This is a genomic window from Pseudonocardia alaniniphila (assembly GCF_022524485.1).
GTDB lineage: Bacteria > Actinomycetota > Actinomycetes > Mycobacteriales > Pseudonocardiaceae > Pseudonocardia > Pseudonocardia alaniniphila.
Window position 1 is genome coordinate 21,272 of the sequence record NZ_JAKXMK010000041.1, and the last position, 26,082, is coordinate 47,353.

Annotated in this window: 31 protein-coding genes and 4 tRNA genes; 15 read left to right on the forward strand and 20 right to left on the reverse strand. The window is 69.7% G+C overall.

Features of this window, described 5'->3' with window-relative positions:
- Window positions 1-31: 31 nt before the first annotated feature.
- Window positions 32-838, forward strand: a complete 807-nt coding sequence (locus MMF94_RS36540) for an Fpg/Nei family DNA glycosylase (protein ID WP_241042050.1) — start codon at window positions 32-34, stop codon at window positions 836-838.
- A 45-nt stretch (window positions 839-883) separates the two neighbouring features.
- On the opposite strand, the gene MMF94_RS36545 is transcribed toward MMF94_RS36540, so the two are convergent.
- The 3 genes from MMF94_RS36545 to MMF94_RS36555 all read right to left on the reverse strand — a co-directional run bounded on the left by MMF94_RS36545 (window position 884) and on the right by MMF94_RS36555 (window position 4,320).
- On the reverse strand, window positions 884-1,789 hold the full coding sequence (locus MMF94_RS36545) for a phosphatase PAP2 family protein (RefSeq protein ID WP_241042051.1): 906 nt from the start codon (window positions 1,787-1,789) through the stop codon (window positions 884-886).
- 66 nt (window positions 1,790-1,855) lie between these two features.
- Complete coding sequence (gene pgi, locus MMF94_RS36550; protein ID WP_379660525.1) at window positions 1,856-3,529, reverse strand: glucose-6-phosphate isomerase; 1,674 nt, start codon at window positions 3,527-3,529, stop codon at window positions 1,856-1,858.
- Between the two features lie 11 nt (window positions 3,530-3,540).
- Complete coding sequence (locus tag MMF94_RS36555) at window positions 3,541-4,320, reverse strand: ROK family protein (RefSeq protein WP_241042053.1); 780 nt, start codon at window positions 4,318-4,320, stop codon at window positions 3,541-3,543.
- 412 nt (window positions 4,321-4,732) lie between these two features.
- On the opposite strand from MMF94_RS36555, the gene MMF94_RS36560 reads away from it, so the two are divergent.
- Window positions 4,733-5,254, forward strand: a complete 522-nt coding sequence (locus MMF94_RS36560) for a DoxX family protein (protein WP_241042054.1) — start codon at window positions 4,733-4,735, stop codon at window positions 5,252-5,254.
- A gap of 24 nt (window positions 5,255-5,278) precedes the next feature.
- On the opposite strand, the gene MMF94_RS36565 is transcribed toward MMF94_RS36560, so the two are convergent.
- Window positions 5,279-6,670: a nucleobase:cation symporter-2 family protein gene (locus MMF94_RS36565; RefSeq protein WP_241042055.1), complete on the reverse strand. Its 1,392-nt coding sequence runs from the start codon at window positions 6,668-6,670 to the stop codon at window positions 5,279-5,281.
- Window positions 6,671-6,834: 164 nt separating this feature from the next.
- On the opposite strand from MMF94_RS36565, the gene MMF94_RS36570 reads away from it, so the two are divergent.
- The 3 genes from MMF94_RS36570 to MMF94_RS36580 are packed head-to-tail and all read left to right on the forward strand — an operon-like array spanning window position 6,835 to window position 9,198.
- Window positions 6,835-7,686 (forward strand): HipA family kinase, encoded by an 852-nt coding sequence (locus MMF94_RS36570; RefSeq protein ID WP_241042056.1) that lies wholly within the window; start codon window positions 6,835-6,837, stop codon window positions 7,684-7,686.
- Window positions 7,683-8,090: a DUF3037 domain-containing protein gene (locus MMF94_RS36575; RefSeq protein WP_241042057.1), complete on the forward strand. Its 408-nt coding sequence runs from the start codon at window positions 7,683-7,685 to the stop codon at window positions 8,088-8,090. The genes MMF94_RS36570 and MMF94_RS36575 overlap by 4 nt, the downstream gene beginning before the upstream one ends.
- Window positions 8,091-8,142: 52 nt before the next feature.
- The gene (locus MMF94_RS36580) at window positions 8,143-9,198 is read left to right on the forward strand and encodes a phosphotransferase family protein (protein WP_241042058.1); all 1,056 of its coding nucleotides are present in this window, start codon (window positions 8,143-8,145) and stop codon (window positions 9,196-9,198) included.
- Between the two features lie 122 nt (window positions 9,199-9,320).
- On the opposite strand, the gene MMF94_RS36585 is transcribed toward MMF94_RS36580, so the two are convergent.
- Window positions 9,321-10,562, reverse strand: coding sequence for a cytochrome P450 (locus tag MMF94_RS36585; protein ID WP_241042059.1), 1,242 nt, complete (start codon window positions 10,560-10,562; stop codon window positions 9,321-9,323).
- A gap of 197 nt (window positions 10,563-10,759) precedes the next feature.
- On the opposite strand from MMF94_RS36585, the gene MMF94_RS36590 reads away from it, so the two are divergent.
- Window positions 10,760-11,611 (forward strand): metallophosphoesterase family protein, encoded by an 852-nt coding sequence (locus tag MMF94_RS36590; RefSeq protein ID WP_241042060.1) that lies wholly within the window; start codon window positions 10,760-10,762, stop codon window positions 11,609-11,611.
- A 40-nt stretch (window positions 11,612-11,651) separates the two neighbouring features.
- On the opposite strand, the gene MMF94_RS36595 is transcribed toward MMF94_RS36590, so the two are convergent.
- Window positions 11,652-11,906: a type B 50S ribosomal protein L31 gene (locus tag MMF94_RS36595; RefSeq protein WP_241042061.1), complete on the reverse strand. Its 255-nt coding sequence runs from the start codon at window positions 11,904-11,906 to the stop codon at window positions 11,652-11,654.
- A gap of 83 nt (window positions 11,907-11,989) precedes the next feature.
- Between MMF94_RS36595 and MMF94_RS36600 the strand changes: the two genes are divergently transcribed.
- From MMF94_RS36600 to MMF94_RS36610, 3 genes are all read left to right on the forward strand, one after another.
- A complete protein-coding gene (locus tag MMF94_RS36600; RefSeq protein ID WP_241042062.1) occupies window positions 11,990-12,379 on the forward strand; it encodes a hypothetical protein in 390 nt (129 codons plus the stop codon).
- Window positions 12,380-12,441: 62 nt separating this feature from the next.
- A complete protein-coding gene (locus tag MMF94_RS36605; RefSeq protein ID WP_338104409.1) occupies window positions 12,442-13,323 on the forward strand; it encodes an aldo/keto reductase in 882 nt (293 codons plus the stop codon).
- Window positions 13,324-13,334: 11 nt separating this feature from the next.
- Window positions 13,335-13,853 carry a hypothetical protein gene (locus tag MMF94_RS36610; protein WP_241042063.1) on the forward strand — a complete coding sequence of 173 codons (519 nt, stop codon included), beginning with the start codon at window positions 13,335-13,337 and terminating at the stop codon, window positions 13,851-13,853.
- A 45-nt stretch (window positions 13,854-13,898) separates the two neighbouring features.
- Here MMF94_RS36610 and MMF94_RS36615 read toward each other — a convergent pair whose 3' ends face one another.
- On the reverse strand, window positions 13,899-14,669 hold the full coding sequence (locus MMF94_RS36615) for a TetR/AcrR family transcriptional regulator (protein WP_241042064.1): 771 nt from the start codon (window positions 14,667-14,669) through the stop codon (window positions 13,899-13,901).
- Between the two features lie 47 nt (window positions 14,670-14,716).
- On the opposite strand from MMF94_RS36615, the gene MMF94_RS36620 reads away from it, so the two are divergent.
- Both MMF94_RS36620 and MMF94_RS36625 read left to right on the forward strand, forming a co-directional pair.
- Window positions 14,717-15,427: a bleomycin resistance protein gene (locus MMF94_RS36620; RefSeq protein ID WP_241042065.1), complete on the forward strand. Its 711-nt coding sequence runs from the start codon at window positions 14,717-14,719 to the stop codon at window positions 15,425-15,427.
- 404 nt (window positions 15,428-15,831) lie between these two features.
- Entirely contained in the window at window positions 15,832-16,053 is a 222-nt protein-coding gene (locus MMF94_RS36625) for a GlsB/YeaQ/YmgE family stress response membrane protein (RefSeq protein WP_241042066.1), read from the forward strand.
- A 520-nt stretch (window positions 16,054-16,573) separates the two neighbouring features.
- Here MMF94_RS36625 and MMF94_RS36630 read toward each other — a convergent pair.
- Together MMF94_RS36630 and MMF94_RS36635 are read right to left on the reverse strand one after the other, a co-directional pair.
- Window positions 16,574-17,359 carry an SDR family oxidoreductase gene (locus tag MMF94_RS36630; RefSeq protein ID WP_241042067.1) on the reverse strand — a complete coding sequence of 262 codons (786 nt, stop codon included), beginning with the start codon at window positions 17,357-17,359 and terminating at the stop codon, window positions 16,574-16,576.
- A complete protein-coding gene (locus tag MMF94_RS36635; protein ID WP_241042068.1) occupies window positions 17,356-17,820 on the reverse strand; it encodes a DUF6632 domain-containing protein in 465 nt (154 codons plus the stop codon). The genes MMF94_RS36630 and MMF94_RS36635 overlap by 4 nt, the downstream gene beginning before the upstream one ends.
- A 264-nt stretch (window positions 17,821-18,084) precedes the next feature.
- On the opposite strand from MMF94_RS36635, the gene MMF94_RS36640 reads away from it, so the two are divergent.
- On the forward strand, window positions 18,085-19,056 hold the full coding sequence (locus MMF94_RS36640) for a sigma-70 family RNA polymerase sigma factor (RefSeq protein ID WP_277398906.1): 972 nt from the start codon (window positions 18,085-18,087) through the stop codon (window positions 19,054-19,056).
- Window positions 19,053-19,640 (forward strand): TIGR03086 family metal-binding protein, encoded by a 588-nt coding sequence (locus MMF94_RS36645; protein WP_241042070.1) that lies wholly within the window; start codon window positions 19,053-19,055, stop codon window positions 19,638-19,640. The genes MMF94_RS36640 and MMF94_RS36645 overlap by 4 nt, the downstream gene beginning before the upstream one ends.
- Before the next feature lie 354 nt (window positions 19,641-19,994).
- On the opposite strand, the gene MMF94_RS36650 is transcribed toward MMF94_RS36645, so the two are convergent.
- From MMF94_RS36650 to MMF94_RS36665, 4 genes are all read right to left on the reverse strand, one after another.
- A tRNA-Val gene (locus MMF94_RS36650) sits at window positions 19,995-20,069 on the reverse strand.
- 1 nt (window position 20,070) lies between these two features.
- A tRNA-Cys gene (locus MMF94_RS36655) sits at window positions 20,071-20,142 on the reverse strand.
- Window positions 20,143-20,206: 64 nt separating this feature from the next.
- Window positions 20,207-20,279 (reverse strand) — tRNA-Gly (locus MMF94_RS36660).
- A gap of 108 nt (window positions 20,280-20,387) precedes the next feature.
- Window positions 20,388-20,816: an SsgA family sporulation/cell division regulator gene (locus MMF94_RS36665; protein WP_241042071.1), complete on the reverse strand. Its 429-nt coding sequence runs from the start codon at window positions 20,814-20,816 to the stop codon at window positions 20,388-20,390.
- Window positions 20,817-21,124: 308 nt separating this feature from the next.
- Here MMF94_RS36665 and MMF94_RS36670 point away from each other — a divergent pair, with 308 nt between their 5' ends.
- Both MMF94_RS36670 and MMF94_RS36675 read left to right on the forward strand, forming a co-directional pair.
- Window positions 21,125-21,550 carry a TIGR02611 family protein gene (locus MMF94_RS36670; RefSeq protein WP_338104410.1) on the forward strand — a complete coding sequence of 142 codons (426 nt, stop codon included), beginning with the start codon at window positions 21,125-21,127 and terminating at the stop codon, window positions 21,548-21,550.
- Between the two features lie 20 nt (window positions 21,551-21,570).
- Window positions 21,571-21,642 (forward strand) — tRNA-Val (locus MMF94_RS36675).
- 69 nt (window positions 21,643-21,711) lie between these two features.
- Here the strand turns inward: MMF94_RS36675 and MMF94_RS36680 are convergent.
- The 7 genes from MMF94_RS36680 to MMF94_RS36710 all read right to left on the reverse strand — a co-directional run bounded on the left by MMF94_RS36680 (window position 21,712) and on the right by MMF94_RS36710 (window position 26,028).
- On the reverse strand, window positions 21,712-22,944 hold the full coding sequence (locus MMF94_RS36680) for a tyrosine-type recombinase/integrase (protein WP_241042072.1): 1,233 nt from the start codon (window positions 22,942-22,944) through the stop codon (window positions 21,712-21,714).
- The gene (locus tag MMF94_RS36685) at window positions 22,941-23,144 is read right to left on the reverse strand and encodes an excisionase family DNA-binding protein (protein ID WP_241042073.1); all 204 of its coding nucleotides are present in this window, start codon (window positions 23,142-23,144) and stop codon (window positions 22,941-22,943) included. The genes MMF94_RS36680 and MMF94_RS36685 overlap by 4 nt, the downstream gene beginning before the upstream one ends.
- 39 nt (window positions 23,145-23,183) lie before the next feature.
- The gene (locus tag MMF94_RS36690; RefSeq protein ID WP_241042074.1) at window positions 23,184-24,653 is read right to left on the reverse strand and encodes a replication initiator; all 1,470 of its coding nucleotides are present in this window, start codon (window positions 24,651-24,653) and stop codon (window positions 23,184-23,186) included.
- A 6-nt stretch (window positions 24,654-24,659) separates the two neighbouring features.
- Window positions 24,660-24,989, reverse strand: coding sequence for a hypothetical protein (locus MMF94_RS36695; RefSeq protein ID WP_241042075.1), 330 nt, complete (start codon window positions 24,987-24,989; stop codon window positions 24,660-24,662).
- 93 nt (window positions 24,990-25,082) lie between these two features.
- Window positions 25,083-25,454 (reverse strand): hypothetical protein, encoded by a 372-nt coding sequence (locus MMF94_RS36700; protein WP_241042076.1) that lies wholly within the window; start codon window positions 25,452-25,454, stop codon window positions 25,083-25,085.
- Complete coding sequence (locus tag MMF94_RS36705) at window positions 25,451-25,693, reverse strand: hypothetical protein (protein ID WP_241042077.1); 243 nt, start codon at window positions 25,691-25,693, stop codon at window positions 25,451-25,453. The genes MMF94_RS36700 and MMF94_RS36705 overlap by 4 nt, the downstream gene beginning before the upstream one ends.
- An 83-nt stretch (window positions 25,694-25,776) precedes the next feature.
- Complete coding sequence (locus MMF94_RS36710; RefSeq protein WP_241042078.1) at window positions 25,777-26,028, reverse strand: hypothetical protein; 252 nt, start codon at window positions 26,026-26,028, stop codon at window positions 25,777-25,779.
- Between the last annotated feature and the right edge of the window lie 54 nt (window positions 26,029-26,082).

The window sequence follows — 26,082 nt, forward strand, 5'->3', positions numbered from 1 at the left end:
GAGTGTTCCGCACCGCCGTCAGACTGGGGGAGTGCCGGAGCTGCCCGAGGTGGAGAGTGCGCGTCAGGCCCTCGAAGGCGCCCTGGAACGGGAGATCCAGGCCGTCGACGACAGCGACGAATGGGTCAGCCGCCCGCATCGTCCCGGCGACATCGCACGGGCGCTCGTCGGGGGCCGGCTCGTGGCGGCGCACCGCCGCGGCAAGACGATGTGGCTCGACACCGTCGGCCCGGACGGCGAGGCCGGTCCGCCGCTCGGCGTCCACCTCGGGATGGGTGGGCGCATCATCGTCACGGGCCCCGACGGCGAGCGTGGTGGCGGAGAGCCGGTGCGTCCCGACCGCACCCCGCGCAAGGCCGAGTGGGACCGCTTCACGATGACGTTCACCGACGGCGGGCAACTGCGGTTGTTCGACAAGCGCCGCCTCGGGCGCGTCCGGCTGGACCCCGACATCTCGCTGCTCGGCCCCGACGCCGAGACGATCACGCGCGAGGAGTTCCGCAGACGCGTCGGGCGTGGGCGCGCGCCGGTCAAGGCGCGGCTCCTCGACCAGTCGGTGCTCGCCGGCGTGGGCAACCTGCTCGCCGACGAGATCCTGTGGCAGGCCGCCGTGTCGCCGTCGGCACCTGCCGGGGATCTGGACGGCGGCACCCTCGACCGGCTGTACGCGGCGATGCAGCGGGCGATCGCCACGGCGATCGCGAACGGCGGTGCGCACACGGGTGAGGTGAACCCGTTCCGGCACGCCGACGCGTCGTGCCCGCGTTGCGGCGCACCGATGGCGCACGGCACGGTCGGGGGACGTACGACGTGGTGGTGCTCGGCGGAACAGTCCTGACGCAGTGCGGGCGCCCGGCTCGTACGAACGGCGGGTTCGCGCGGACTATCGGACCGGAGTGCCGTTCGTACGCCCCGACCGGCTCTGCACGTAGTTCCACACCGCCGCGCACAGCGCGAGCCAGGCCGCGCCGACGAGCCAGCCCGCCACCACGTCGCTGAACCAGTGCACGCCCAGATAGACCCGGGTGGCCCCGACCGCACCCACCCACACGACGGCGGCCACCACCAGCACCGCACGTGTGATGACGGAGCTACTCGCCCACGCGAGAACGACGATGGTGCCGATCACCACGATCGACATCGTCGCGTGCCCGGAGGGAAGCGACTCGTTGCCTGCCTGGACCAGCCGGTCCGCAATCGGCGGCCGCGGGCGGCCGAACAGGTCCTTCAACACGTTGAACAGGGCTGCGGACCCGGCCATGGCGACGACGGCGAGCACGGCGTCCGCGCGGCGCCCCCGGTACCAGCACCAGCCCGCGACGACGACGGCCAGGACGGCCATCGACGTGGTGTTCCCGATGTTCGTGACGAACACGGCCAGCTGGGTGAGACCACCGGAGCGGACCTCGATCGACTCGCTCAGCAGCGCCGAATCCGCCAGCGCTGGTCCGCCACCGGTGAACGCGGCGTACAGGCCGGCTGCGGCCGCGAACGCCAGCAACGACGTGACGAGTGCACCGGTTCCCGGCTGTGGTGCGGGGACGAGCACCCGCTCGCGAAGACCGGCGGGTGCTGCGTCGTCGAGTCCGGCGCCGGCGGGCGCGTAGCCGGCTGCGTCGTCGATCCGCAACGGCCGGCCGGGCGGGACCACGCTCGCGGCACCGGGGGAACCGCCGGCCGGATCAGTGGGGGCCGGAACGGTGGCCCGGTGCGCGTCGCCGGCGTCCGCGACCGTGTCGGCCGCGGCACCGTCGACCGGGCCGCCGTCCTCCTCCTGCACGTCAGTCATCGCTCCATACTGCCCGCGTCGTTTCCGCCCGGCCCGATGACCAGGTCGGACTGTGGGCCGAGGGGCTCACACGGAGCGGTGGCGCCACTCCCTGTAGCGGCGGATCCCCGCCGCGGTGGAGCTGTCGAGCCCGCTGGTGTCGGCCTGCGGCTCGGTGAGCACCGGGCCGAGCTGGCGGGCCAGCACCTTGCCCAGCTCCACACCCCACTGGTCGAACGAGTCGATGCCCCAGATCGTGCCCTCGACGAACGTCATGTGCTCGTAGAACGCGATGAGCTGCCCGAGCACCGACGGGGTGAGCTTGCGCGCCATGATCGTGGACGACGGCCGGTTTCCCGGCATCACCTTGTGGGGCACGGTCTCCGCCGGGGTGCCCTCGGCCGCGATCTCCTGTGCGGTCTTGCCGAACGCCAGCGCCGAGGTCTGGGCGAACAGGTTCGACATGAAGAGGTCGTGCATGTCGCCGTTCGCGCCGCCGTCGGGCACCGGCACCACGTGGATCGGCTCGGCGAACCCGATGAAGTCGGCGGGCACGAGCCGCCTGCCCTGGTGCAGCAGCTGGTAGAAGGCGTGCTGCCCGTTGGTGCCCGGCTCACCCCAGAAGATCTCGCCGGTGACGGTGGTGACGGGCGAGCCGTCGCCACGCACCGACTTGCCGTTGCTCTCCATCGTGAGCTGCTGGAGGTAGGCGGGCAGCCGGTGCAGGTACTGGCTGTAGGGCAGGACGGCGTGGGTCTGGGCGCCGAAGAAGTTCGTGTACCAGACGTTGAGCAGCCCGGCGATGGCCGGCAGGTTCTGCTCGAGCGGGGACGTGCGGAAATGCTCGTCGATCGCGTGCATGCCGGCGAGGAACTCGTCGAACTGCTCCTTGCCGATGGCGACCATGAGCGAGAGCCCGATCGCGGAGTCGAGGGAGTAGCGCCCGCCGACCCAGTCCCAGAAGCCGAACATGTTCTCTTCGTCGATGCCGAAGGCGCTCACCTCCTTCGCGTTCGTCGAGACCGCCACGAAGTGCTTGGCCACGGCCGACTCGTCGCCGCCCAGCCCGTCCAGCAGCCACTTCCGCGCGACGTGCGCGTTGGTCAGCGTCTCCAGCGTGGTGAAGGTCTTGGAAGAGATGATGAACAGCGTGGTGGCGGGGTCGAGGTCGCGTGTGGCCTCGGAGATGTCGTTCGGGTCGATGTTGGAGACGAAGCGCATCGTCAGGTCACGGTCGGCGTAGGCCTTGAGCGCCTCGTAGGCCATGACCGGACCGAGGTCGGATCCGCCGATGCCGATGTTGACGACCGCGCGGATCCGCTCGCCGGTGTGGCCCGTCCACTTCCCGGTGCGGATCGCGTCGGAGAAGGCGCCCATCCGGTCCAGCACCGTGTGCACGTCGGCCACCACGTCCTGGCCGTCCACCACCAGGGAGGCGTCCCGCGGCAGGCGCAGCGCCGTGTGTAGCACCGCCCGGTTCTCGCTGGTGTTGATGTGCTCGCCCGAGAACATCGCCTCGATGCGCTCGGGCAGCCCGGCCGCGCGTGCGAGCGCGGCCAGCAGCGGCAGGGTGTCGCGAGTGATGCGGTTCTTGGAGTAGTCGAGGACGAGGTCGGCACCGGTCGTCGTCATCGCGTTCGCGCGATCGGAGTCGGTGTCGAACAGCTCACGCAGGTGCAGGCCGGCCACGGCCTTGTGGTGCTCGGCCAGCGCGGACCACTCGGCGGTTGTCGTGATGTCGGTTGCAGGCACGTCTGTCATCCTGCCGCCAATCAGGTCTTGGCGGGTGTGGGGACACTCTCCTGGGCACCGAGGGTGTGGTCCCACAAGGCGATGCCGCCGAGCAGGCCCGAGATGTTCGGCACCAGTGTGCGGTTCGGCCCGATCTTGTCCTCGTCGAGCCGCTTGGCGTTGCCGCCGCCGATGTAGGTGTGGTCGGGCAGCACCATCGCCTCGAGTGCGTCGAGAGCGTTCATCACGAGCTTGCGCCAGTGGTCCTTGCCGACCTTGTGCCGGTGGTTGTCGCCGCAGGCCACCTCGATGGACAGGCCGTCACCGAAGCGACCGTGCGACAGCTCCATGTGCGGCAGCAGCATGCCGTCGAAGAAGACTGCGCAGCCGACGCCGGTGCCGAGGGTGATCACGAGCTCCATGCCCTGACCACTGATGGCGGCGCTGCCCTGCACGTCGGCATCGTTGGCGACCCGTGTCGGCTTGCCGAAGCGCTTCTCGAGGGCGGTCTCGAGCTCGAAGCCGGTCCACTGCTCCACCAGCTCCGGATCCGGGTCCTGACCGGGCCCGCGTCGGGAGAACGCGGGCACCTCGCGAACCCTGCCCCGGCGAATCGCGCCGGGAAAGCCGACGGACACGCGGTCGTAGGTGGGCTGGGTGGCGGCCAGCTCGGCGAGCTCGTCGAGCAGGACCGGTGGCGTGCACGGATACGGCGTCTCACGGCGCTGACGATCGGAGAGCATCTCGCCCTTCGGGGACAGCAACGAGGCCTTGAGCCCCGAGCCTCCGACGTCGATCGCCAGGGTGAGCGGTCCCTCCATGGCTCAGTCCTCCTCGTGCCGTTCCTCGTTCGCACGGTAGTAGGGCCCGGCGACAGCTGTCAGCGCGTGCACCCCACGGAGGCCGATGAGTACAGGGACGGCCGTCAAACTCTCCGTAGCCGATCGCGCGGCGGCAGGTACTCCTGCTGCGGCGAACGTGGCCGTCGAGACTCACCGTCACTGCGGCGGCGGCCGATCGGCGGCAAGGGTCCAGGCGAACGGCGGATCGGACGCGGCAACCGGTCGACCGTCGAACAAATGCGCGATCGAACCGGTGCGACTACTGCTCATCGCCGATGGTGGTACGGCCGCCGAGCCCAGTGTGTGACCTTGCGTGATCATCTGCATACGTGGGGTTGACTGTCGTTACGCACCGAGTCAGGTTGATCACCCAGTGCTTCGGAGGACCCTGATGAACCGAGCCCTCTCCCCGCCCGCGCGCGACTGGGCACTCCTGCTGGCGCGCGTCCTCATCGGCGTCGTCATGTTCGCCCACGGGTATCAAAAGTTGATCATCAACGGAATCGGCCGCACGACCGAGGGATTCGAAAGCCTGAGCATCCCGCTCGCGATCATCTCCGCGTCGTTCGTGACGGTGGTGGAGTTCGCAGGCAGCGTCATGCTCATCGCTGGAGCGCTCACACCGGTGGTGTGCGCGTTGATGCTCGTGATCATGGTCGGGGCCGGTGTCTTCGTCCACATCCCCAACGGCATCTTCGTCGCCAACGGTGGGTGGGAACTCGTCGGTGTCATCGCCGCCGGGCTGATCGCCATCGCCGCCACGGGGCCCGGCCGCTACAGCATCGACCACATGGTGCGCATGCGGCAGCAGCAGCACCGGCGTGACATGCAGCCGCCCACCCGGCGTGCTGCGGCGCACACGGAGTCCTCGATCTGGCGCAGCACTCCGGTCAGGGGCAGGTCGGAAGCCTGACCTCGCCGTCCCCGGCCGCGGGGATCACGCGTCAGAGCGCGGCTCCGCCGCGTGCCGGATGGCGGCCGCCGACCCGACGTCCACCGGGTCGGCGGCAGGCCGTCGCCACGACAGGTGGTTGAACAGCAGGTTCAGCAGGAAGGCCACGATCACGCACGAGGTGATCGAGGAACCGACGATGATCTCGAAGGCGCCCGGCACCTTCGCGTAGAACGACGGCGCCACCACGGGGAGCATCCCGACGCCGATCGAGACGGCCACGATCATGAGATTGTTGGTGCCCTCGAACCGCACCTTGTGCAGTGTGCGGATGCCGACGGCGGTGACGGTGGCGAACATGATCAGCCCGGCGCCCCCGACCACGGGGCCGGGCAGCGAGGCCACCACCTCGCCGAACTTGGGCACGAGGCCCAGAAGCAGCAGGATCGCGCCCGCCACGGCCGGGACGAACCGGCTCCGCACGCCGGTGAGCTGCACCAGGCCGACGTTCTGCGCGAAGATCGTGTCCGGGAACGAGTTGAGCACGCCCCCGAGCACGCCGGAGAACCCGTCGGCGGCCAGCCCGCGCGCGATCCGCCCGGGTGACAGCCGCTCACCTGTGGTCTCGCTGATCGCGAGCATGTCGGCGGTGGACTCGGCGAAGATCACCAGCATCACCACGCACATGGAGATCACGCCGGCGATCGGGAACTCCGGTGCCCCGAAGAGAAACGGCGCGGAGACCCCGAACCAGGGTGTTTCGGCGACGCCGGAGAAGTCCGTGAGGCCCATCGGGATCGCTACCAGCGCCCCGATGACGAGCCCGGTGAGCACCGCGATCTGGCTGATGAACCCCCGCACGAACCGCGTGATGAGGATGATGACCAGCACGATCCCCCCGGCGAGCGCCAGCCCGGAGAGGTTGCCGTAATCGGGGGCGGTCGGGTCGTTGCCGGCGATCAGCCCCGCCGCCGCCGAGATCAGCGAGAGTCCGATGATCGTGATGACGCTGCCGGTCACGACGGGCGGGAAGAAGCGGATGATCTTCGAGAACGGCACCGCGATCAGCAGCCCGAAGATCCCCGAGACGATCATCGATCCGTAGACCCCGGGCAGGCCGAAGTTCTGTCCGATCAGGATCATCGGGGTGACCGCGGTGAACGTGGCGCCGGTCACGACCGGCAGTCGCACACCGAGAATCTTCCCGATCCCGAGGGTCTGGATCAGTGTGATGATCCCCGCGACCACGAGATCGGCGTTCACCAGCAGCCCGATCGTGCGGGTGTCCAGTTGCAGCGCCGTGCCGACGATCAGCGGTACGGCGACGCACCCCGCGTACATCACGAGGACGTGCTGCACGCCGAGCACCAGAAGGCGCCCCGTGGGCGGCACCTCGTCGACCGGGCTCTTCGCGGCGATGGGTTGCGCGTCGGTCATGCGCCCGCCTCTCATCGTGGTGCGATGACCGTAAGCGAGGTCGTCAAGTCCGTGTGACGGGGCCGGAAATGTGCGCATGCCTCGGTGCGAGGATGAGCCCGTTGCGCGACCGGCCCGGAGCGGGCGCGACGCCCGGTCACTGTCCCGTCGAGCAGGGAGTGTGGATGCTGCGCCATGTCACGGCGATCCGCTACGTCACGCCGCTGCGCGAGGGCGGATCGCTGCCGGGTCTCATGGAGGCCGACGACCTCGGCACCTACGTCGTCAAGTTCTACGGCGCCGGACAGGGCAGCAAGGTCCTCGTCGCGGAGATCGTGTCCGGGGAGCTGGCGCGCGGGCTGGGCCTGCCCGTTGCGGAGCTCGTGACCGTTGAGCTCGACCCGGCGCTGGGAGCCTCCGAGCCCGATCAGGAGGTGCAGGAGTTGCTGCGGGCGAGCCCGGGACTCAACCTCGGCATCGACTTTCTGCCCGGCGCCCTCGACCTCGACCCCAGGGCGTTCCCCGTCGGTCCCGACCTCGCGGGCCGGGTGCTGTGGTTCGACGCGCTCGTCGGCAACGTCGACCGCTCGTGGCGCAACGCCAACATGCTCTTCTGGCACGGTGCGCCGTACCTGATCGACCACGGCGCCACGCTCACGTTCCAGCACGCCTGGTCCGCTGCGCAGGGCTGGGTGCGCAGGCCGTTCGACGCCACCGACCACGTGCTCCTCGGTTGCACCCCCGATCTCGACGCGGCCGACGCCGCGCTCGCCCCGCGGATCACGCCCGAGTTGCTCCAAGGCGCGGTCGATGCCGTGCCCGACCGATGGCTCGCCGACGAGCCGGGTTTCGCCGGCCCCGACGACGTCCGCGCGGCGATCGTCGCGCAGGTGCTCGCCCGTCGTGACGCACGCGAGGCATGGCTTCCGGGGGTGAAGGCGGCGGCCGCCGCCCGCGCGGACGGGCGCACCGAGCCGCCGCCCACACGGGGACCGAAGCCCCCGTTCCGCGTCGCGCAGAAAGAGCCCCGGGCATGAGCCGGCACGCCTTCGAGTACGCCCTGCTCCGGGTGGTACCGAGAATCGAGCGCGGCGAGGCGATCAACGCCGGCGTACTGCTGTACTGCCGTCCCCTCGACTATCTGGGGGCGCGAGTGCACCTCGACAGCCGGCGTCTGTGCGCACTCGACCCCGACGCCGACAGCGCTGTGATCGCCCGCGCCCTCGACGCCGTCGTGGCGGTGTGCGATGACGGAGGCACGGAGGCCGCCCGCTACGCCGGGCCCGCGGGGGAGGAGGACCGCGGCCGCCGGTTCCGCCGCCTGACCGCTCCGCGCAGCACGATCGTGCAGGCAGGTCCCGTGCACACCGGAATCACCGCCGACCCGGAAGCCGAGCTGGACCGCCTCCTGCGAACCCTGGTCCTCCCCCTCCCCACCTGACCCAGCGGGATGGGCTTGCGAGGAGTGGGGGGTGAGGGGATTGGATGGCGGCATGAGCCGATCACCGGAGATCGATGCGGTGCCCGCCGGTCCGCTGACCGAGTGGCTCCGCGCCGAAGTACCCCAGATGAAGGTGGGGAACGAACCCGTCGACATCGAGCGGATCTCCGGGGGGCACTCCAATCTCACCTACCGCATCACCGACGCCACCGGTCGCCGCTGGGCCCTGCGCCGCCCGCCCACCGGCATGGTGCTCGCGACCGCACACGACATGAACCGCGAGTGGCGCTTCATCACGGCGGTGGCGCCGACCCCGGTGCCGGTGGCGCCACCGGTCGCGTTCTGCGCCGACACCGGCGTCATCGGTGCCGAGTTCTATCTGATGGAGTTCGTCGACGGCGAGGTGCTCGGCGACGAGGCCTCCGGGCACCGGCTCGAGCCCGGGGCGCCCCGACGCACAGCGGGCCTCGACGCCGTCGACGTCATGGCTGCGCTGCACGCCGTGGATCCCGACGGCGTCGGCCTGGGTGATCTGCGCCGCTCCGGCAGCTATCTGGAGCGGCAGCTGCGCCGGTGGCACCGGCAGGTGCACGAGTCCTCGGTACCGGATCTGTCCACCGTGGACGCTGTGCACGCCCGGCTCGTCGAGCAGGCCGCGGCGCTCCCCGCGGCCGACGTGCGGATCGCGCACGGTGACTTCCGGCTGGGCAACCTCGCGGTGGGCCCGGACGGGCGGGTGCGTGCGGTGTTCGACTGGGAGCTCGCGACGCTCGGTGATCCGCTGGCCGACCTCGGCTGGCTGATCGCGTCCTGGGGCCGTCCCGGCGACGAGGTGCCGGCCACGATCGCCGGGCCGAGCCTGGTGGAGGGCTACGCCGACCGTGCGGAGCTGGTGGACCGCTACGCCGAGCGCTCCGGCCGTGACGTGTCCCACCTGGACTTCTACGTGGCCTTCGCGCGCTGGCGATGGGCGTGCATCGGGGCGGGCGTGTACAGCCGCTACGCCGGGGGCGTCATGGGCGCCACCGACGAGGCCGAGGTCGGGGTGGCCCGGCTCGCTGCGATCCAGCGCCAGGCCGAGGCGGCGCTGGCCGCCCTCGGCGGCTGACGTCCATCACCGCACGCACCTCGTGGCCACCGTGCCCACCGCATGACGTGTGCGTCGTGGCCATCCGGTGTGCGCGGTGCCGTTCCGGCTCGCCGCGCCGGGGTGGTTCGGCGGCGGGTGGGTCAGGCGTCGACGGTGGCGGCGGTGAGCCGCACGGGCATCGCGTCGAAGCCACGCAGCACGCGGGTGGGGCGGCGGCGCGGCGGACCGTCGAGTGCGAGGTCGGGGAAGCGGTCGAACAGCGCGCGCAGGCCCACCTCGCCCTCCATCTTCGCGAGCGCAGCGCCGAGGCAGTAGTGGATGCCGCTGGAGAAGGCGAGGTGGGCGTCCGCGTTCTCCCGCGTGACGTCGAAGCGGTGGGGATCGGTGAAGACCGCCGGGTCGCGGTTGGCGCCACCGACCATCATCACGATGATCCGACCGGCCTGCACCTGCTCGCCGGCGACCTCGACGTCCCGCCCGGAGATCCGGGCGGTGCGCTGCACGGGGGAGTCGTAGCGCAGGATCTCCTCGACGGCGTTGCTCCAGCGCCCGGGTTCGGCACGGAGCAGGGCGAGCTGGTCGGGGTGGGCGGTGAGGGCCGCCGCGCCGTTGCCGATGAGGTTGACCGTGGTCTCGAACCCTGCGGCGAGGAGTAGCCCGGCGATGCTGGTGAGCTCCGTCTCGGTGAGCCGCCCCTCCTCGCTGTGGGCGTGCACGAGTGCGGAGAAGATGTTGTCGCCGGGGTTGCGGCGGATGTGCTCGAAGTGGCTCAGCATCCAGTTCTGCAGGGCGTCGAGGTGGCGCTCGGAGAGCCGGAAGTCGCGGTAGGAGAGCCCCGCGTCGAGCGACATCGCGCCACCCGCGCCCCACTCCAGGAACTGCCGGCGCATCTCGACGGGCGCGCCGAGCATCTCGGCGATCACGGTGGCCGGGAGCAGGCTCGCGTAGTCGTCGACGAGGTCGGCTGTGCGTCCCTTCGCCGCCATCTGATCGAGCAGCTCGGTGGCCACCTCCTCGGTGCGGCTGCGCAGAGCGGCCACCGCGCGGGCGCTGAACGCCCTGGTGACGAGCTTGCGGTAGCGCGTGTGGTCGGGCGGGTCGACCGCGAGCATCGACGGGGGTTCGACCGGCCCGACCGGTCCGGGGCCCGCCATGCGCTCTGCGATCCGCAACGCGACGGGGGCGCGGCCGCTCGGTCCGCCGACCACGCCGAAGTCGGGGCTGCGCAGCACGGCCGTGGCGAGGTCGTGGTGCGCGGTGTTGAGGACGATGCTGTTGTCGACCAGCCGGCCCTGCTCGCGCAGGACGTCGTAGAACGGGAACGGGTCGGCGACCACATCGGCGTCGAACATGAGCCGGGCGCTCACGTCGCCCTCGCGCATCCTCCGCTCGAGTGTGCGCCGGATCAGCGCGTGCCGAAGCCCCCAGCGAACCCTCTGACGTGCGCCCGTGATCACGGACATATTCGACCCCCCGTCGCTTTCGTCCGACGTTACCGCTCCGGGCCGACAGGGCTGTGCCCCTGGGATCAGCGAGGGGCGGCGCGCGGACGTGCCTCGCGTCCGGTACGACTGAGTCTGTGACGATCCCCCGGCTGCTCGCCGTCAGCGACCTGCACATCCACTACCCGGAGAACCGCAGCATCGTCGAGGGTCTGCAGCCGACCTCCGACGGAGACTGGCTCATCGTCGCGGGTGACGTCGCCGAGCAGGTCGGAGACGTCGAGTGGGCATTGGGCCTGCTCCGGGAGCGGTTCGCCAGGGTGATCTGGGTGCCGGGCAACCACGAGCTGTGGACCAAGGGTAAGGACCCGGTGCGACTGCGCGGCGATGAGCGCTATCGGTTGCTCGTCGAGAGGTGCCGCGCCCTCGACGTCCTGACCCCCGAGGACCCGTTCCCGATCTGGGACGGGGCGGGCGGCCCGGCCACCATCGCTGCGCTGTTCACGCTGTACGACTACTCGTTCCTCCCCGAGGGCACCACCACCTCGGAGGAAGGGCTGGAGGCCGCGTACGCGGCGGGTGTGGTCTGCACCGACGAGCACCTGCTCCACGCCGACCCGTTCCCGAGCCGGGCCGCGTGGTCCGCCGCTCGGATCGACGAGTCGGAGCGCCGTCTCGCGGAGTGCGACCCGGATATCCCGACCGTGCTGGTCAACCACTGGCCGCTCACCCGGCTCCCGACCCGCGTGCTGCGCTACCCGGAGTTCGCACTCTGGTGCGGCTCGGAACGCACGGCTGACTGGCACGTCCGATACCGCGCGACCACCGTCGTCTACGGGCACCTGCACATCCCGCGGGTCACCTGGGAGGACGGGGTGCGCTTCGTGGAGGCGTCGCTCGGCTATCCGCGGGAGTGGAAGGCCCGCGACGAGCGCAACGGCACGGTGGTCGCCGATCTGCTCCCGCGTCAGGTCCTGCCGACGCCCTGACGGGTCCGCGCCCGGCTGTCGGGCGCCGACCCCGTAGCCGTCATCGCCGTCCGCGCTCGCCGTAGCGGCGGCGGAACTTCTCGACCGCACCGGCCGAGTCGAGCACGCGCGCCGCGCCCGTCCAGAACGGGTGCGAGTAGGCCGTGATGTCCATGCGGACCAGCGGGTACGTGTTGCCGTCCGTCCACTCGATCGTCTCCCTGGACGTCTCGGTGGAGCGGGTGAGGAAGGCCTCACCCGTGGCCCTGTCCTGGTAGACGACGGGTCCGTAGGCGGGGTGGATGTGGGGGCGCATCGTGATCTCCCTCGGTCGTCTCCTGATTGCTACAGTCACCGTAACGACAACGATTGTCATTTTGTTTCCGAGGGGGTGCGGGGATGCGGAGTGCGTCCGGGGCGGGGTTCACCGTGGTGCTGTGCACGACGTCGGCCTGTGGGGCCGGCGACGAGGGCACAGTGGCGGGCAAGCTGATCGACGCGCTACGCGGCGCGGTGCGGACGAGCCGGCACGGCGTGCTCGTCACCACCGGATGCCTCTTCGGTGGGACCGCCTGTGGGGTGCGGGCGCGGGCGCCGATGGTGCTCGTGCAGGCCTGCGACCCGGATCGGCGGCCGACCGGCCCCGCCCTCCGCATCGGTCCGCTTCGGACGGGTGCTGACGTCGACGAGTTGGTCACCTGGTTGCGGGCCGGCCACCTGGATCCGGCGGCGCTCCCGGCCCGGCTGCTCGACCTGCACCGGAGGGCGATCGCCGCCCCGCTCAACTGAGGCGTGTCCAGCCGGAGCCCTTCCGTGTCCTTTTTGTCGGGGAGAACGGGCACGATGGCGCAGTGCGAACAACGGTGCTGGCCCCGGGGCTGACGGTCCCGGTTCAGGGGCTCGGCTGCATGCGGATGGTTCCTTCCCGCGAGCGCGAGGCCCCGGCCGTCCTCAACCGGGCGCTGGACCTCGGCGTGACGTTCCTCGACACCGCCGACCTCTACAGCGACGGGCGCAACGAGGAGCTCGTCGGACGGGTCGTGCGGTCCAGACGGGAGGAAGTCGTCCTGGGCACCAAGTTCGGCGCCCTCCGCCACCCCGACGGCGAGATGTACTTCCGTGGCGACCCTGGCTACGTGCGTGCGGCGTGCGAGGCGAGCCTGCGCCGGCTCGGCATCGACGTCATCGACCTCTACTACCTGCACCAGCGTGATCCCGCCGTCCCGATCGAGGACACCGTCGGGGCGATGGGGGAGCTGGTCGCAGCGGGCAAGGTCCGCCACCTCGGGCTCTGCGAGGTCACGGGCGACGAACTGCGCGCCGCCCACGCGGTCCATCCGATCGCCGCGCTCCAGTCCGAGTGGTCGTTGTGGAGCCGGCGCGTCGAAGCGGTGGTGGCGGTGTGCGCCGAGCTCGGGGTCGGTGTCGTGCCCTACTGCCCGCAGGGGGCGGGCCTGCTCACCGGATCCGCCGACGCCGGGCCGCCGCCCGGCGTCGCCGTACCCCTGCTCGATCTGCTCCGGCAGGTGGCGCACCGCCACGGGGCGAGGCCCGGTCAGATCGCGCTTGCCTGGGTGCAGCAACGAGCGGAGGTCTGGGGGATTCCGGTGGTGCCGATTCCCGGCACCGTCCGGCTCGCGCATCTGGAGGAGAACGTCGTCGCCGCCGACCTCAGCCTCGGTGCCGAGGAGCTCGCCGAGCTCGAGGCCCGCACGCCGGCGCCGGTGCTGTGAACACCCGATCGGTGCGAGCGCCGGAGCGGCGCCGCCTTCCACCACGGCGTGTCTTCGCGCCCACGGTGCTCGCGCTGCTCGCCGCCGCGGCGTGCTCGGCCGGTCCGCCCGTCGCGCGCCCCGCGCCTGCCCCGCCGCCGTCGTCCGCTGCTCCCGTGGCCACCGACGGCTGCCCTGCGGTGCCCGCGACGGGGAACGAAATGGCGACGGTCGACTACGTGGATTTCATCGTCATCGGCACCACGACGTACCTGGCCGATCGCGAGGTGGTCGAGCGCTCCGGCCTCGGTGAGGTGGTCATGAGGTCGCGCTGTTCCTTCCGCGAGCTGAACGACCGCACGGGCCGGATGACGCCGCCGGCGCAGAACGGCGACACCGGCTTCCTTCCTCCCGGCACTCCCGTCTACTCCGTGCATGGTTGGCCCGTCGCCTGCCGTGTGGCGGCCGAGAGCGACGGGCGGTTGCAGTTCTATCTCGCCCAGCAGAGCGGCGGCGACCGATCCCAGCCGGTGGAGTGCGCCGTCGGCTGACCCTGTGTCTCGTGCACCCTGGCATGGCGCGTGCTGCTTCTCGTCTCACGCCCGCGCCGTCGCGATCCGATCGGCGATGGAGTCGAGAACGAGGTCGAGACCGAAGGCGAAACGGTCCAGCGCCCGTTGCAGCGTGTAGGGCGGTGTCGAGTCCGACACGGCGAACGCTCCGGCCTCAGCCAGCGCATCGAGCCGCGGGAAGCGCCCGTTCATGCGCTCGTCCAGGAGCGGGGCGCGGAGCTCCCACCATTCGTCGTCGCTGCTCCCGGTCTGGACGGGCGCCTGCTCGGCCTCGACAACCGCCGCCGCTGCGCCCCGCGCGTACGACTCGACCGCCGCGACGCACTGCACGACGTCGATGGCTGCCAGGCCGTGCCCCTCGAGGAGGGCCAGCGCGGCGTCGTAGCGGGTGATGACGTTCGGGCCGAACACCGTCCTCGACGTCGCCACCTGCAGCAACCAGGGATGCGCGCGGAAGGCGGCGAGGTCGGACGTGGCGAGGTCATGCAGCCCGGCCCTCCACCCGGCGTCCGAGGTGGGGAGCGGTTGGCTGCCGGCCACGCGGTCGACCATCAGCTCCAGCAGCTCGGCCTTGCCCGGCACGTAGGTGTAGAGCGACGCGGCGCCGACTCCGAGCACCTCCGCGAGCGCCCGCATCGACAGGGCGGCAGGGCCGGCGCGGTCGGCCTCCGCGATCGCGGCGTCGACGATCCGGGGCAGGTCGAGGCGCTGCCGTGGTCCGCGCCGGGGGACGGGCACTCCCTCCCACAGCAGCGCCATCGTGCGCGCCGCGTCGCCGCGTCCCGCGTACTCCATCCCGCGACCTCCTGTCACAGATACTCCAAACACTGTACGGTGTTTTGATGCGCACCGAGCTCGTCATCCCCGGCCTGCCCTGCCGCGACCTGGACGACGTCCTGCCCTTCTACGCCGCACTCGGATTCGACGTGACCTACCGACAGGAGCGTCCCAGCCCGTATGCGGTGGTCCGCCGCGGTGGGATCGAGCTGCATTTCTTCTCCATCCCCGAGTTCGATCCCGCCAACTCGATGGGAAGTGTGTGCATTCTCGTCCCGGATACGGGGGCGCTGCACTCGGCGTTCGCCGCCGGACTGCGGGCCGCGTTCGGGAAGTTGCCGGTATCCGGGATCCCGCGGATGACCCGGCCGCGGCGCAGGCAGGGCACCCCGGCCGGGTTCACTGTGGTCGATCCCGGGGGGAACTGGCTTCGGATCAGCAGGCACGCGGACGACGGCGACGAGCCCGCCGTGTCAGAGGGTCGGCTGGCACGGGCGGTGGCTGCCGCCGCGCGGCAGGCCGACTCCCGCGGTGACGAGTCCGCCGGAATCCGCGTGCTGGAGAACGGCCTCGCCCGCCACGCTGACGCCCCGCCCGTCCAGCGCCTTCCCGCGCTGGTCTACCTGGCTGAGCTGCGACTGCGCACCGGCGATCGCGAAGCGGCGGCCGCCCTGCTCGCCGAGGTCGGCGCGCTGGATCTGTCGGCGGCTGACCGTGAGGCCCTCACCACCGACCTCGCGACCGCGGGCGAACTGGCCGCCGACCTGGGCGCCTGAGATTTCCTCGCCAACCCTGGCGTACGCGGGGCCGGTTCTGCGGGGTGTGCCGACGGTCGCGGTAATCGGAATGGAGTGAGGAAGGCTCCGGCGGGGTTGTCGTCTCAGAACAGGAACCGTATCGGCTCGATTACTGAGGGTGGTGATGTTGTCATTGGTGCGGACGTAGTAAATATCGCTACGAAGTTTCGCCGGTGACTTCCTGCATCGTGGTAACCGCCGTGTGCATGGATATGTCATCAACGTGGTCAAAAATGCTCATGACATCAGCTGGGGTCTGTTTTGTACAGTTGTCGATTACCGTCCGACGTGGTCGAGGGGTAGTCATGATCGGGGCACTTCTACTCGGATTTTTCTGCGGTGTCGTGGCCCGTGTGGTCGTTCCTGGTGATGCCTTCCGGCAAATGAGTGGGCCCACATCCTGGCTCGTCTCGATCGTGCTCGGTTTGATCGGAGCCGTCGTTGGCTACTTCATCTTCACCGTGGTCCTCGGCATCGGTGATCGTGACATCTTCGACTGGGGTGGCGTTCTGAGCGCGCTCATCGGGACGATCATCGTCCTACCTCTCGCGACATGGGGACTCAACTGGATCTCGCAACAGCGCGTCGCACGCCGCCCGAGTTGATAGATCCCCTGTCGTCGAGGTGCGTGCCACGCCGCGGAGCGGCCCCTGGACTGCCGGGTCGCTCGGTCATCCGGCACCCTTCTCGTGGTACTCGTGCTCGTCGCGAACCTCGCCGTCATACCGCTTCTCGGGTTCGCCGTCGGGCTGGCGCGCATTGATCGAGTGCAGGAACGCGAACACGGATCTTGGTACCGGTGTCGATTCTGGCGACGATTTCTGGCCGGTAGCCTTCATCGCTGTAGTCAACGTGCGTGTCACCGGGGTTTGTCGTGAGCCCGTGGCCTCGTTGGAGGCGCTCGGCGAGGCCGCAGCCGCACTGTCGTCAGCGTCCCTGCTACCCCTCGTGAGCAGGGACGACACGCCTGAGGGCGTTGGGATCCCAACCGCCGTGAGCGGAACTGGTTTCCCACCGAGCGCCGGGAACAGTGCAGAGACGTACTTCGCTCGGGGAGGCGCGTGCGTTAGCGGCGCGCCTACCCCACACCGGCCCCTTCCGTGTCAACGCTCATTGCTCTCGGGCTCAGCCCAGCGGTGCGAGTCCCGCGGGGGTGAGCAGGTATGCGTCCTGGTGTACCTGCCGGCCGGCTGCCAGATCGACGATGGCGGTGCCTACCTGCTCCTCGGTGAGTGCGGGACCGAAGGCGTCCAGGAAGGAGTCGAGGTCGACGCCCTGGCGCTCCGCATACGCGGCCACCCCACTTGCGCCCAGCCGGGTGGCCGGCGTGAGTTTCGGGAGGACCGAGGCGAACGTGATCCCCAGCCCTTCCCGCTTCGACTCGGCGGCGGCATACGACGTCATGAACCTGACGGTGGCCTTGGCTCCCGCATATCCACCGCTCAGGGGCGAACCGTTGATCGCGGCCCCGCTCGACATCGCGATGACGGTGCTGCCGGGAACAAGCGGGCGGAGCAAGGCTTCGCGTACCCAATGGAACACCTGCTGGACGTCGACCTCCCAGTTGCGGCCGAAGGACTCCCAGGTCTGGTGGTGCAGCGGCAGCAGCAGGGGGGTTGCACCCGCATTGAGCACCAGTGTTCGCGGGCGGTGCTCGCCGATGAGCCGGGCTGCGACATCGGGGTCGGTGACCTCTGCGACGACCGGGGTGAAGGTGTCGCCCAGTTCGTCGCACAGGTCGTCGAGCCGGGCCTGGTCGCGGGCGACGCCGATGACGTGTGCGCCCACTCCGCAGAGCGCGGTCGCGATTGCGCGACCGAACCCTCGGCTCGCGCCGGTCACGAGAGCGGTGGTCCCGGTCAGGCCCTCCACGGTGCCAGGACTGCCGAGGTCGGCTGCGTGGTCCGTCATCGGGCCACCTGCGAACGTCCGGTTCCGGTGTACGACGCCGCGTCCGCGTCCGTGCCGCTCACCCGGGGCCGCAGGACGTAGATCGCGGCGGACAGCAGCAGGACCCATGGGATGTCCGTCAGAAACTTGCTGTGATAGTGCTCCTCGAACGCCCCCGGGATCATGATCAGCCCGTGGGCGAGGTTGACCCACATGGTGAAGTCGAGGAACGACGAATACGCCGCCGGTCGACGCGCGGCCACCAGCGTGTAGACGGCCCACACGAGATAGATCCCCGACAGCATCAAGCCGACGTGTCCTGGTAGGTCGTCCCATACGAGCCAGTGCAGCTCGGCCCCGGGCCTGAAGCCGGGTGTCTGGATCGCATACCCCGTAAAAATGGTGCCGAATATCAGGATCGAGCCCACACTCCACGCTCGCAGGACCACTTTGAGCAGCCCGGTCCTCTTCTCTTCGGTCACAGACGTGCACCTCCCGGTTTCGGATAGTTCGACGGTTCCGGCGCGGCTCGGCGTCCGCAGCCATACAGATACGGCGGCCCGACCGGATTCATCGGCCCGCCCGATCCACACCGTCCGTGCGGGGTGTCGGCGACGGCACCAAGTCGCGCTCCGCCGGGTGACCGATGAGTTCGGGCGGTCCGACGTATCTCTACCTGTGTGGTGATCGCCGCAGAGGTGGGCGAAGGCCCGTCGCCCACCTCTGTCCGAACCCGAGGGGGAACTGTGCCGGTCCAGGAGGACTTCATGGAGCAGGCGGCTCCGTTCCGCTCCGAACTCATGGCGCACTGCTACCGGATGCTTGGTTCGATGCACGACGCGGAGGACCTCGTCCAGGAGACATACCTCCAGGGATGGCGCTCCTACGAGACGTTCGAGGGCCGGGCCTCGCTGCGCACCTGGCTCTATCGCATCGCGACGAGCATCTGCCTGCGCGCGCTGGAGAATCGAGCGCGACGCGCGCTGCCGTCCGGCCTGGGTGCCGGCTCGGCCGATCCGGACGTGCCCCTCGACAACGGTGACAGCCCGCTCGGTTGGATAGAGCCGTTCCCGGACGCCTGGTGGACGCCGGGCTCACCGGAGGCGGCGTTCGCGGGTAAGCAGAGCGTGCGCCTGGCCCTGGTCGCGGCGCTGCAGGAGCTGCCGGCACGGCAGCGGGCCGTCCTGATCCTGCGAGACGTCGTGCAGTTCCCGGCCGCCGAGGTCGCACAGTTGCTGGACACGACGCCCGCCGCGGTCAACAGCGCCCTGCAACGCGCTCGCGCCCGCCTGACCGAGGTGGGGCTCACCGAGGACGGCACAGTTGAACCGGCCGACCAGGAGCGCCGTGAGTTACTGGACCGGTATGCAGCGGCCTTCGAACAGGCGGACGTCGACGCGCTCACGCGGCTGCTCCGTGCTGACGTCCGTCTGGAGATGCCGCCGCTGCGTGTGTGGTTCTCCGGGCGGGAACCGGTGACCCGTTTTCTCGCGTCGCGTGGCTTCGCCGGGGTGGGCGGTGTGGCCATGGTCCCGACCGGCGCGAACGGGCAGCCTGCACTCGCGGCCTACCACCCCGACGGTGACGGCGTCCTACGAGCCCACGCACTGCACGTCCTGACGCCTGGCGTCGGCGGGGTCTCAGGAATCTTCGCGTTCCTCGACCCGGAGCTGTTCGCCGCCTTCGGGTTGCCGCCGACTCTGCGCAAGGCGTCGTGAGTACCCCCTTCACATTCCACCTCCAGGGTTCGCTCGCCTACGCCCTCGACGTGGTGGGCAGGCTCGTGCCCGGCCGGTTGGACGACCCGACACCCTGCCCGGGTTGGGACGTCCGCGCCCTGGTGGCGCACCTGACCGACTCGGTCACCGTCCTCTCCGGCGCTCGCACCAGCCGCGCCACCGCGGACCCGGACGATCCGGTCCCCGCGTTCACCGAGGCCGTCTGCCTCCTGCTCGCCCGGCTACCCCGTCGTGCATCGCGTGCCGTTGGCACGAGCGAGAACCCGAGGTCGACGGCCGAACTCGCCACGGCTCTGGGTGCGATCGAGGTTGCGGTGCACGGCTGGGACGTCGCTCGGGCGTGTGGCTGCACTCGGCCGGTGCCCGCCGTGATTGCGGTGGACCTCCTGGAGCTCGTGCCGGCCCTGGTCCCGCCCGGGACGCGCCCAGGCCTGTTCGGCGCACCGGTTCGTGTGCTGCCCGGGGCCCCGCCGGGCGACGGACTTGTGGCGTTCATGGGCCGCAGCCCGGCATGGGCGCCGCCCGCCCCGGCAGTGGCGGACCCCCTCACCGGGCAACGGTGAGCGCGGGGATGCGTGTGGGAGCAGGTCGCGCGCTGATCGGCAGTCATTCCGAGAGGACCCACGCGCTGAGTGCGACGTAGAGCGCCGGGCTGACTCGACGGGATCGACCACGACTCCGGCTTGCCGACACGTGACGTTGCCAGGTGCCGGCGATTGCTGCGGGGTTCGGCCGAGTTCAGTCGACGGGTGGCGTCCTTCTGCGGGCCTGGCGGCGGGGGAGCGGACGTCCCGCGAGCTCGCAGATTCGTGTCTCTGCTGCCCGGGAACGCATCCTTCCGTTGATAGAGAGATGACCCCAGGGTGCTCGGGAACGCAAAAGGGCCCCGTCCGCTCGTTGCGGACGGGGCCTCAACCTGGTGGGCGATACTGGGATTGAACCAGTGACCTCTTCCGTGTCAAGGAAGCGCTCTCCCACTGAGCTAATCGCCCGAGGCGGAGGCGGGAATCGAACCCGCGTACAGGGCTTTGCAGGCCCTTGCCTAAGCCACTCGGCCACTCCGCCGAAATCCGCGGAGCTTCCGTGGAGTTCGATCCGTGGAGGTCTGACGGGACCCGAGGTTCCTCCGAGCGGACGACGGGATTCGAACCCGCGACCCTCACCTTGGCAAGGTGATGCGCTACCAGCTGCGCTACGTCCGCATGTGCAGCGTGTCCGCTGCGTTGTTGATGGGAGAACCTTAGCGCAGCCGCTAGAGGGGCTTCAAACCACCCCCCATGTTCTGCGCCGAGGACCTCCGACCTGCGAGTTTAGTCCCGCGCAGGGTCGTTCAGCAGATCCGACAGCGCCACGTCGAAGTCGAGCCAGGAGTACTCGGTGTCGGCCGGCACGGCGACGTAGGTGCGGTGCAGGAAGTCGCCGAGCGTCTGCGCGCACGTGGTGAAGACCGCGTGCCCGGACGGCGATGACAGCTCCAGCTGCACCTTGTGGGGCTCGAGTGGCATGGGCTGCACCCTGACGTCACCGGTGCCCGCCGGGCCGATCAAGCCGTCGTGCAGCAGATCCCTGGCGAATACCCAGTCAACGGCCGTACCGTTGCCGGTCCGGAACGACGCCTGCACCGCGTAGGGGTCCCGGCTGCTGTACGTCAGATCGACGTTGACGGGCACCACAGGGGCGTCCGGGGCGATCAGTTCGAACACCGCCGGTGAGCAGATGACCGTGGGCTCGTCGCGCATCCTGCGTCCTCTTTCATGGTCCCGCGTGGTTCGTCATCAGGAAAAACGACGGCGCCGCGAAGATGTGACGGGTGGAGCGCCCAAGTCACAGGTGTAGATCGGCAAAGCTCACCCGTTTGGGCCAACCGGCAATCGCCTGACCTGCGCTTTTGGGACAACCACGCCCGGGTCGCCAGGCCCGGATCCACCCGGTTGCCGCGATCCTCTTCGGCAGTGAGGCCGTCCGGACCCCCGGTGAGCTGCGCACAGTAGGATCCTGGGCCTGGATCGGACGGCCTCACAGGTCGACGTCGGATTGCGAAGGGCGGGTGGAGACTCTGAGCAGCGCCGAGGAGGACGAGCCGCGCCCCGGCTTCCGGGCCCGGCTCGAGGAGAAGCCGACCCTGCGGCGCACCTACCGCGTCGGTGTGGCGATCCTTGGCGGCCTCGTGCTCATCGCGGGCATCGTCGCCATCCCGTACCCCGGGCCCGGCTGGCTCATCGTGTTCGGCGGCCTCGCGATCCTCGCCACCGAGTTCATGTGGGCGAAGCGGGTGCTGCACTACGCCCGCGGCAAGTACGACGCCTGGACGGACTGGCTCGGACGGCAGTCGCTCGTCGTCCGGACCGCTGTCCTGCTGGCCACCGGCCTGGTCGTGCTGGCCACCCTCTACCTGCTCAACGCCTTCTATCTGGTGGCGGGTTGGGTGGGGCTCGAAAGGTGGACCTGGTTGCAGAGCCCGTTGTTCGGGTGATGTAGGGTCTGCGACGGCAGGGGCGATTAGCTCAGGGGGAGAGCGCTTCGTTCACACCGAAGAGGTCACTGGTTCGATCCCAGTATCGCCCACGCAGGTCAGAGGCCCTGTCCGAGATCATCGGACAGGGCTTTTGCCTTTCGTACAGCTGCGAAGTACAGCTACTGCGGTCCATCAAGGCTCTCCCCGAGGCGTTTGAGTGCGTCGCGGGTCGCCGCCGACGAGGCGAGCGTGTAGATCTCCATCGTTAGCGAGAACTGGGCGTGCCGAAGGATCTGCATCGCTACCCGTGGGTGGACGTCGAGATCGGCCAGGAGCGTGCCGCAGCTGCGTCTCCCGTCGTGCACGGTGATCTTGCGGACGCCGGCCTTTGCGCATCGCGTGTCCCAGGAGCGGTTGAAGTTGCGCGGCTCGATCGGTGTGCCGTAGCGGGTGGTGAAGACGAGCTTGTCGCCGTGCCAGGCGGGGCCGGCGGCGGTCCGGTCGTGGTGTTGGTCGTCCTGGCGGAGCCGCAGGGCAGTAATGCAGATGCCGGGCAGCGGCAGGGTGCTGTCCGACCCCTCGGTCTTGGTCTCCCGATGCAGGAGCCGGCCACCCACGCGTTGCAACTGGAGGCCGATGTCGAGGTTTCCGGCATCGAGGTCGAGGTCGTCCCAGCACATGCCCAGCACCTCTCCCTTTCGCAGGCCGAGCACGAGCACCAGGACGTAGGCGGCGTAGAACCGATCACCATCGGAGCGGGCGGACTCCAAGAAGGCACGGGCCTCATCAGTGGTCCAGGCTTTGCGGGTGCGAGAGCCCTTGCGGCGCTTAGGCAGGCTGACGTCCATGGCGACGTTCTTGCCGATCAGCTCCTCCTTGACGGCCTGAGAAAGCGCGGCGCGCAGGGCGGCCCGGACGTCACTGACTGAACGAGTCGAGAGCAGCGACATGCAGCATTGGCCGATTGCGCAGCAGCGCCGTTTGGTGGCGGGCCGGTGGGCGTCCTTGCCCTGGGTGCAGCACTGGCAGGTGGCGGCGAGCTGGTTGATCCAGGTCTGTACGTCGCGGACCCGAAGTCGATCGAGCCGTTTGGTGCCGAGGCCGGGCACGATGTGCACTCGGACGAAGGTCTCGTAGGTCTGATAGGTCAACGGGGCCCGGTTGGGTCTGATGATTTCGTCGAGCCAGTAGGTCATGTACTCGGCAACCGTCGGGGTCGAGGTGGCGACCACGCCCTGGCGTGCCTTGCCCTGCAGCTCGATCCACTTGGCGTGGACCTGCTCTCGGGTCTTGCCGTAGACCCACTTCTTCTTCCGCAGCCCGTTCGGGGTGCGGACCCAGCAGTAGGCCGCGAAGCCGTTGCGGTAAGGGAAGATCGATCCCTCGCCGTTGGCCCGTGCACGTGTGCTCATCCGACGTTCTCCTCGACGCGGCGGCTGACGTACTCGTCCACCCATTCCGGGAGGATGCGGCGGTACTTGCCGTCCTTGAGCGAGCGCAGCTCACCGGTGGCGATGAGCATCTTGGTTTTGTAGAGCCCGAAGCCGAGCAGCTCGGCGACCTGCGCAGTCGTGTACCACTTCGGCACCAGCACGACGTTGCGGTCACTCATGCAGTTCACCTCCTGTCCTGTGGTCGTCGTTGCGGATGGTCACGCGGTCGTGCGCTCTTGCTTGGTGAGCTGGTGGTGTTCGCGGGCGCGGGCGGCGGCGTCGGCGGCGAGTTGAGCGTCGCCGGTGGTGTTCCAGGCGATCCCCGCCAAGGTCAGGTCACAGACGATCAACGTCGTGTCGTCGTCCTCGAGGTGGCCGGCGTCTGTGTGGCGGTGGCGCCAGTCGGTGCGCTGGGTGCGGTGCCAGACTCGCCGTGCTGCGCGCAGGGTTTTGTGGGTGGTGGAGTAGCGCCGACTCTTGGTGGCGAAGTGGCCGCCGAAGCCGAGCATGTGGGTCCAGCGGCGGAGCCGGCCGAACGTGTCGTGCCACTCGGCTTTGAGTTCGTCGCTGGTCCAGTCCTCGGGGCGGGTACCGAGCTGCCAGGCGTAGGCCACGAGGCGGCCGAGGTGGGTGTTGGGGTCGCTGTAGTGGTCGGCGGATTCGCCGGTCATCCGCCCGGTCGCGGGCAGCCCGGTGGCCTCGGTGGCCTTGGTGGCGTACTTGGCCAGATAGGCGGCCACGGCCTCGGACGTGAGCTCCCCAGTGCCGAGGTCTCCGATGGGGCGGACGTCGAGTTGTGAGCCCCAGGTGATGGGCCAGCTGTGGCCGGTGTCGACGTACTCGGGTGTCTGAAACCCGGTGCTGGTGACGGCGCCGGCGACGAGCTCGGCCAGATCAGCGGCCGTGATGGCCGGAGGTGGGGCAAGTATCGCATCGCGGTCGTCGACGTCGAGGCGGTCGAGCCGGATGAGGGCGTGGAAGTGCACGACGCCGCGACGTTGGTATTCGGCGACCTTCCCGTAGCTCACGCGCAGCTTCACGCCGTGGGTGCGCTGCAGGGGTCGGAGGGCGCGGGTGAGGGTGATGGTGGTGCGGCGCCAGAGTTCGCCGGCCCAGCCGTTCCACACGACGTGGTGGGCGTGGTCGTAGCAGTCCAGACAGATCGGCCGGCCCAGGCAGGGGGCGTTCTCGGTGTGGCGCTGGGTGCAGACCAGCAACTTGCCGTGCGGGCACGGCTTCACGTCCCGGCGCATCCGGCAGGGTCGGATCTTCCCGGTTCGCGGGTTGACCACCCGTGTATGGACCGGGCCGAAGGACGGAGCGGTGAGGGTCGCGAACACGGCCGGATGGCCACCCACGGATTCCGGGACGCCCTTGCCACCGGCCAGGCCGGCTTTGATGAGTTGGTAGGTGTCGGCCCGATACGTCTCCGCGCAGGGCGGGCAGACCGAGGCCCGGCGATCCCCGCAGGGCACGTAGAGCACGCCGTCGGGCATCTCGGTGGTGTGGCGCGTCTGTTGGATTGCGCCGGTGGCCTGTTCGACGGTGTGGATGGAGCCGGTGAGCCGGACGGGTCGGACGCAGCCTCGGGTCGGGGCGGTGTGGGCCAGCCAGCGCCCGAAGTCGTGGGATCCGGCACGGCGCAGCAGCTTGCGTTCATGAAACGAGAGATCGGTCGTGGTCGGCATGGGCGGCTACCAGGGGATGGCCGGGAAGTCGCTGCCGAAGTAGTCCCGGGCGATCTGCTCGGCCCGGGCCAGGACGGTCGCGACGTCGGCCGGGGTGCGTGATGCGGTCCAGCCGGTCAAGTCGCCGCAGTCGAAACGCATGTGGGCATCCACCGCGTGCAGCGGATCGACCACGGTGACGGCGAGGGTGTCGCCGTAGCGAGCCAGGTGCGCCGCGAGGGCGAACACCAGCTGGCGAGCGGTGAGGGTGTAGCCCTCCGCACGCAGGAAGACGGTCTCAGTCCGGGCGTTCGGGATGGTGGTCGTGGTGGGGTGATCGAGGGTCGTGGTGGTCATGGCGGGGTCTCCCTTGCCGATCGTGGTTGGCGGTCACGCCTACCCCCGGAATCCCTCGCTGGTGGAGGTATGGGCCGGGGGTAGGAGTCGCCGTCAACAACCGATGGATGGCTCATCTGTTGTCGGAAGGTGCGCGAGCGTGCTGGTTTCAAGGTGTTCGCAGCCGTCTCGGCGGCAGTAGCGGAACAGCCCGCAGCCGAACAGGGCGTGATCGGGGATGCGGCCCCGGCAGTAGCAGGGAATCCAGTCGCTGAATGCGTGGTCATCGCGTTGGCAGAGCATGGCGATGGCGCAGCGGTTGCAGATCGGGCTACCGGTTTCGGTGATAGCCCAGCCGTAGTCGGAAACGTAATTGATGGCTTCGAGTTCGGTGTCGAAGTGAATGACGTGGTCGCCGGCCTCGTCGAAGATCGCGCGGCAGATGTCGCAGCTGACGACGAAGCAGTTGAATCGTTGGATGCTCATCGGATCAGTCCGAAGCGCTGGTGGGCCGCCTGGCGGGAGATGCCCAGGCGTTCGCCGATCTCGGCCCAGGAGTAGCCGGCCCCCCGCAGCCCGGTGACCGCGTTGGTCAGGGCCTGGTCGATGTCGTCGGCGAGCGCGGCGAGGGTGGCCAGTCCTTCGATGTCGCCTCGGGCGATACGTCGGCCGTGAGCGGCCAGGATGCGGCGGGTGAAGGCTGCGTAGTCGTCGTTCTCCACCACGCTCCGACGCCGTCTGGCGCTGTGACCAGGGGCCAGCGGTGTGCGGCCGTTGGGTGTCAAGGCGGGCTTGACGGTCGGGGCGCTCACCGGCGAGCCCCGGTGTAGTGACCCCGGCGGGTGGTGCTGCGGGCGACAGAGGCCCTCTCAGCGGGTGAGTTGTCCAGCAGTCGCAGGACCAGCGAGACGATGATCGCGCCGAGGCTGAGCAGTCCGAGTAGGACGATCAGGACGGTCGTGGCGTGGTACTTGAACTCGGGTGAGTTCGACGAGAGGACACCGAGCACGACCAGCGTGCCCACAGCGGCTCCACCGATGACGAGGGATTTGACGTTCATTGGACAGACTCCTCCTGTGCACGAAATAGCGGGCGCTATTCCGATCCGGGTGAT

Excerpts from the sequence above, each read along its gene's own strand:
- MMF94_RS36620 (WP_241042065.1), top strand. The coding sequence starts at position 14,717 with ATGCGCACCGAGCTCGTCATCCCCGGCCTGCCCTGCCGCGACCTGGAC.
- MMF94_RS36665 (WP_241042071.1), bottom strand. The coding sequence starts at position 20,816 with ATGCGCGACGAGCCCACGGTCATCTGCTCACCGGCGGTGTTCGAACTG.
- MMF94_RS36680 (WP_241042072.1), bottom strand. The coding sequence starts at position 22,944 with ATGAGCACACGTGCACGGGCCAACGGCGAGGGATCGATCTTCCCTTAC.
- MMF94_RS36700 (WP_241042076.1), bottom strand. The coding sequence starts at position 25,454 with ATGAGCATCCAACGATTCAACTGCTTCGTCGTCAGCTGCGACATCTGC.
- MMF94_RS36565 (WP_241042055.1), bottom strand. The coding sequence starts at position 6,670 with ATGACCGACGCGCAACCCATCGCCGCGAAGAGCCCGGTCGACGAGGTG.
- MMF94_RS36600 (WP_241042062.1), top strand. The coding sequence starts at position 11,990 with ATGCGGAGTGCGTCCGGGGCGGGGTTCACCGTGGTGCTGTGCACGACG.
- pgi (WP_379660525.1), bottom strand. The coding sequence starts at position 3,529 with ATGACAGACGTGCCTGCAACCGACATCACGACAACCGCCGAGTGGTCC.
- MMF94_RS36710 (WP_241042078.1), bottom strand. The coding sequence starts at position 26,028 with ATGAACGTCAAATCCCTCGTCATCGGTGGAGCCGCTGTGGGCACGCTG.
- MMF94_RS36615 (WP_241042064.1), bottom strand. The coding sequence starts at position 14,669 with ATGGAGTACGCGGGACGCGGCGACGCGGCGCGCACGATGGCGCTGCTG.
- MMF94_RS36695 (WP_241042075.1), bottom strand. The coding sequence starts at position 24,989 with ATGACCACCACGACCCTCGATCACCCCACCACGACCACCATCCCGAAC.
- MMF94_RS36585 (WP_241042059.1), bottom strand. The coding sequence starts at position 10,562 with ATGCGCGAGGGCGACGTGAGCGCCCGGCTCATGTTCGACGCCGATGTG.
- MMF94_RS36625 (WP_241042066.1), top strand. The coding sequence starts at position 15,832 with ATGAGTGGGCCCACATCCTGGCTCGTCTCGATCGTGCTCGGTTTGATC.
- MMF94_RS36570 (WP_241042056.1), top strand. The coding sequence starts at position 6,835 with ATGCTGCGCCATGTCACGGCGATCCGCTACGTCACGCCGCTGCGCGAG.
- MMF94_RS36560 (WP_241042054.1), top strand. The coding sequence starts at position 4,733 with ATGAACCGAGCCCTCTCCCCGCCCGCGCGCGACTGGGCACTCCTGCTG.
- MMF94_RS36630 (WP_241042067.1), bottom strand. The coding sequence starts at position 17,359 with ATGACGGACCACGCAGCCGACCTCGGCAGTCCTGGCACCGTGGAGGGC.
- MMF94_RS36685 (WP_241042073.1), bottom strand. The coding sequence starts at position 23,144 with ATGAGTGACCGCAACGTCGTGCTGGTGCCGAAGTGGTACACGACTGCG.
- MMF94_RS36690 (WP_241042074.1), bottom strand. The coding sequence starts at position 24,653 with ATGCCGACCACGACCGATCTCTCGTTTCATGAACGCAAGCTGCTGCGC.
- MMF94_RS36555 (WP_241042053.1), bottom strand. The coding sequence starts at position 4,320 with ATGGAGGGACCGCTCACCCTGGCGATCGACGTCGGAGGCTCGGGGCTC.
- MMF94_RS36545 (WP_241042051.1), bottom strand. The coding sequence starts at position 1,789 with ATGACTGACGTGCAGGAGGAGGACGGCGGCCCGGTCGACGGTGCCGCG.
- MMF94_RS36580 (WP_241042058.1), top strand. The coding sequence starts at position 8,143 with ATGAGCCGATCACCGGAGATCGATGCGGTGCCCGCCGGTCCGCTGACC.
- MMF94_RS36595 (WP_241042061.1), bottom strand. The coding sequence starts at position 11,906 with ATGCGCCCCCACATCCACCCCGCCTACGGACCCGTCGTCTACCAGGAC.
- MMF94_RS36575 (WP_241042057.1), top strand. The coding sequence starts at position 7,683 with ATGAGCCGGCACGCCTTCGAGTACGCCCTGCTCCGGGTGGTACCGAGA.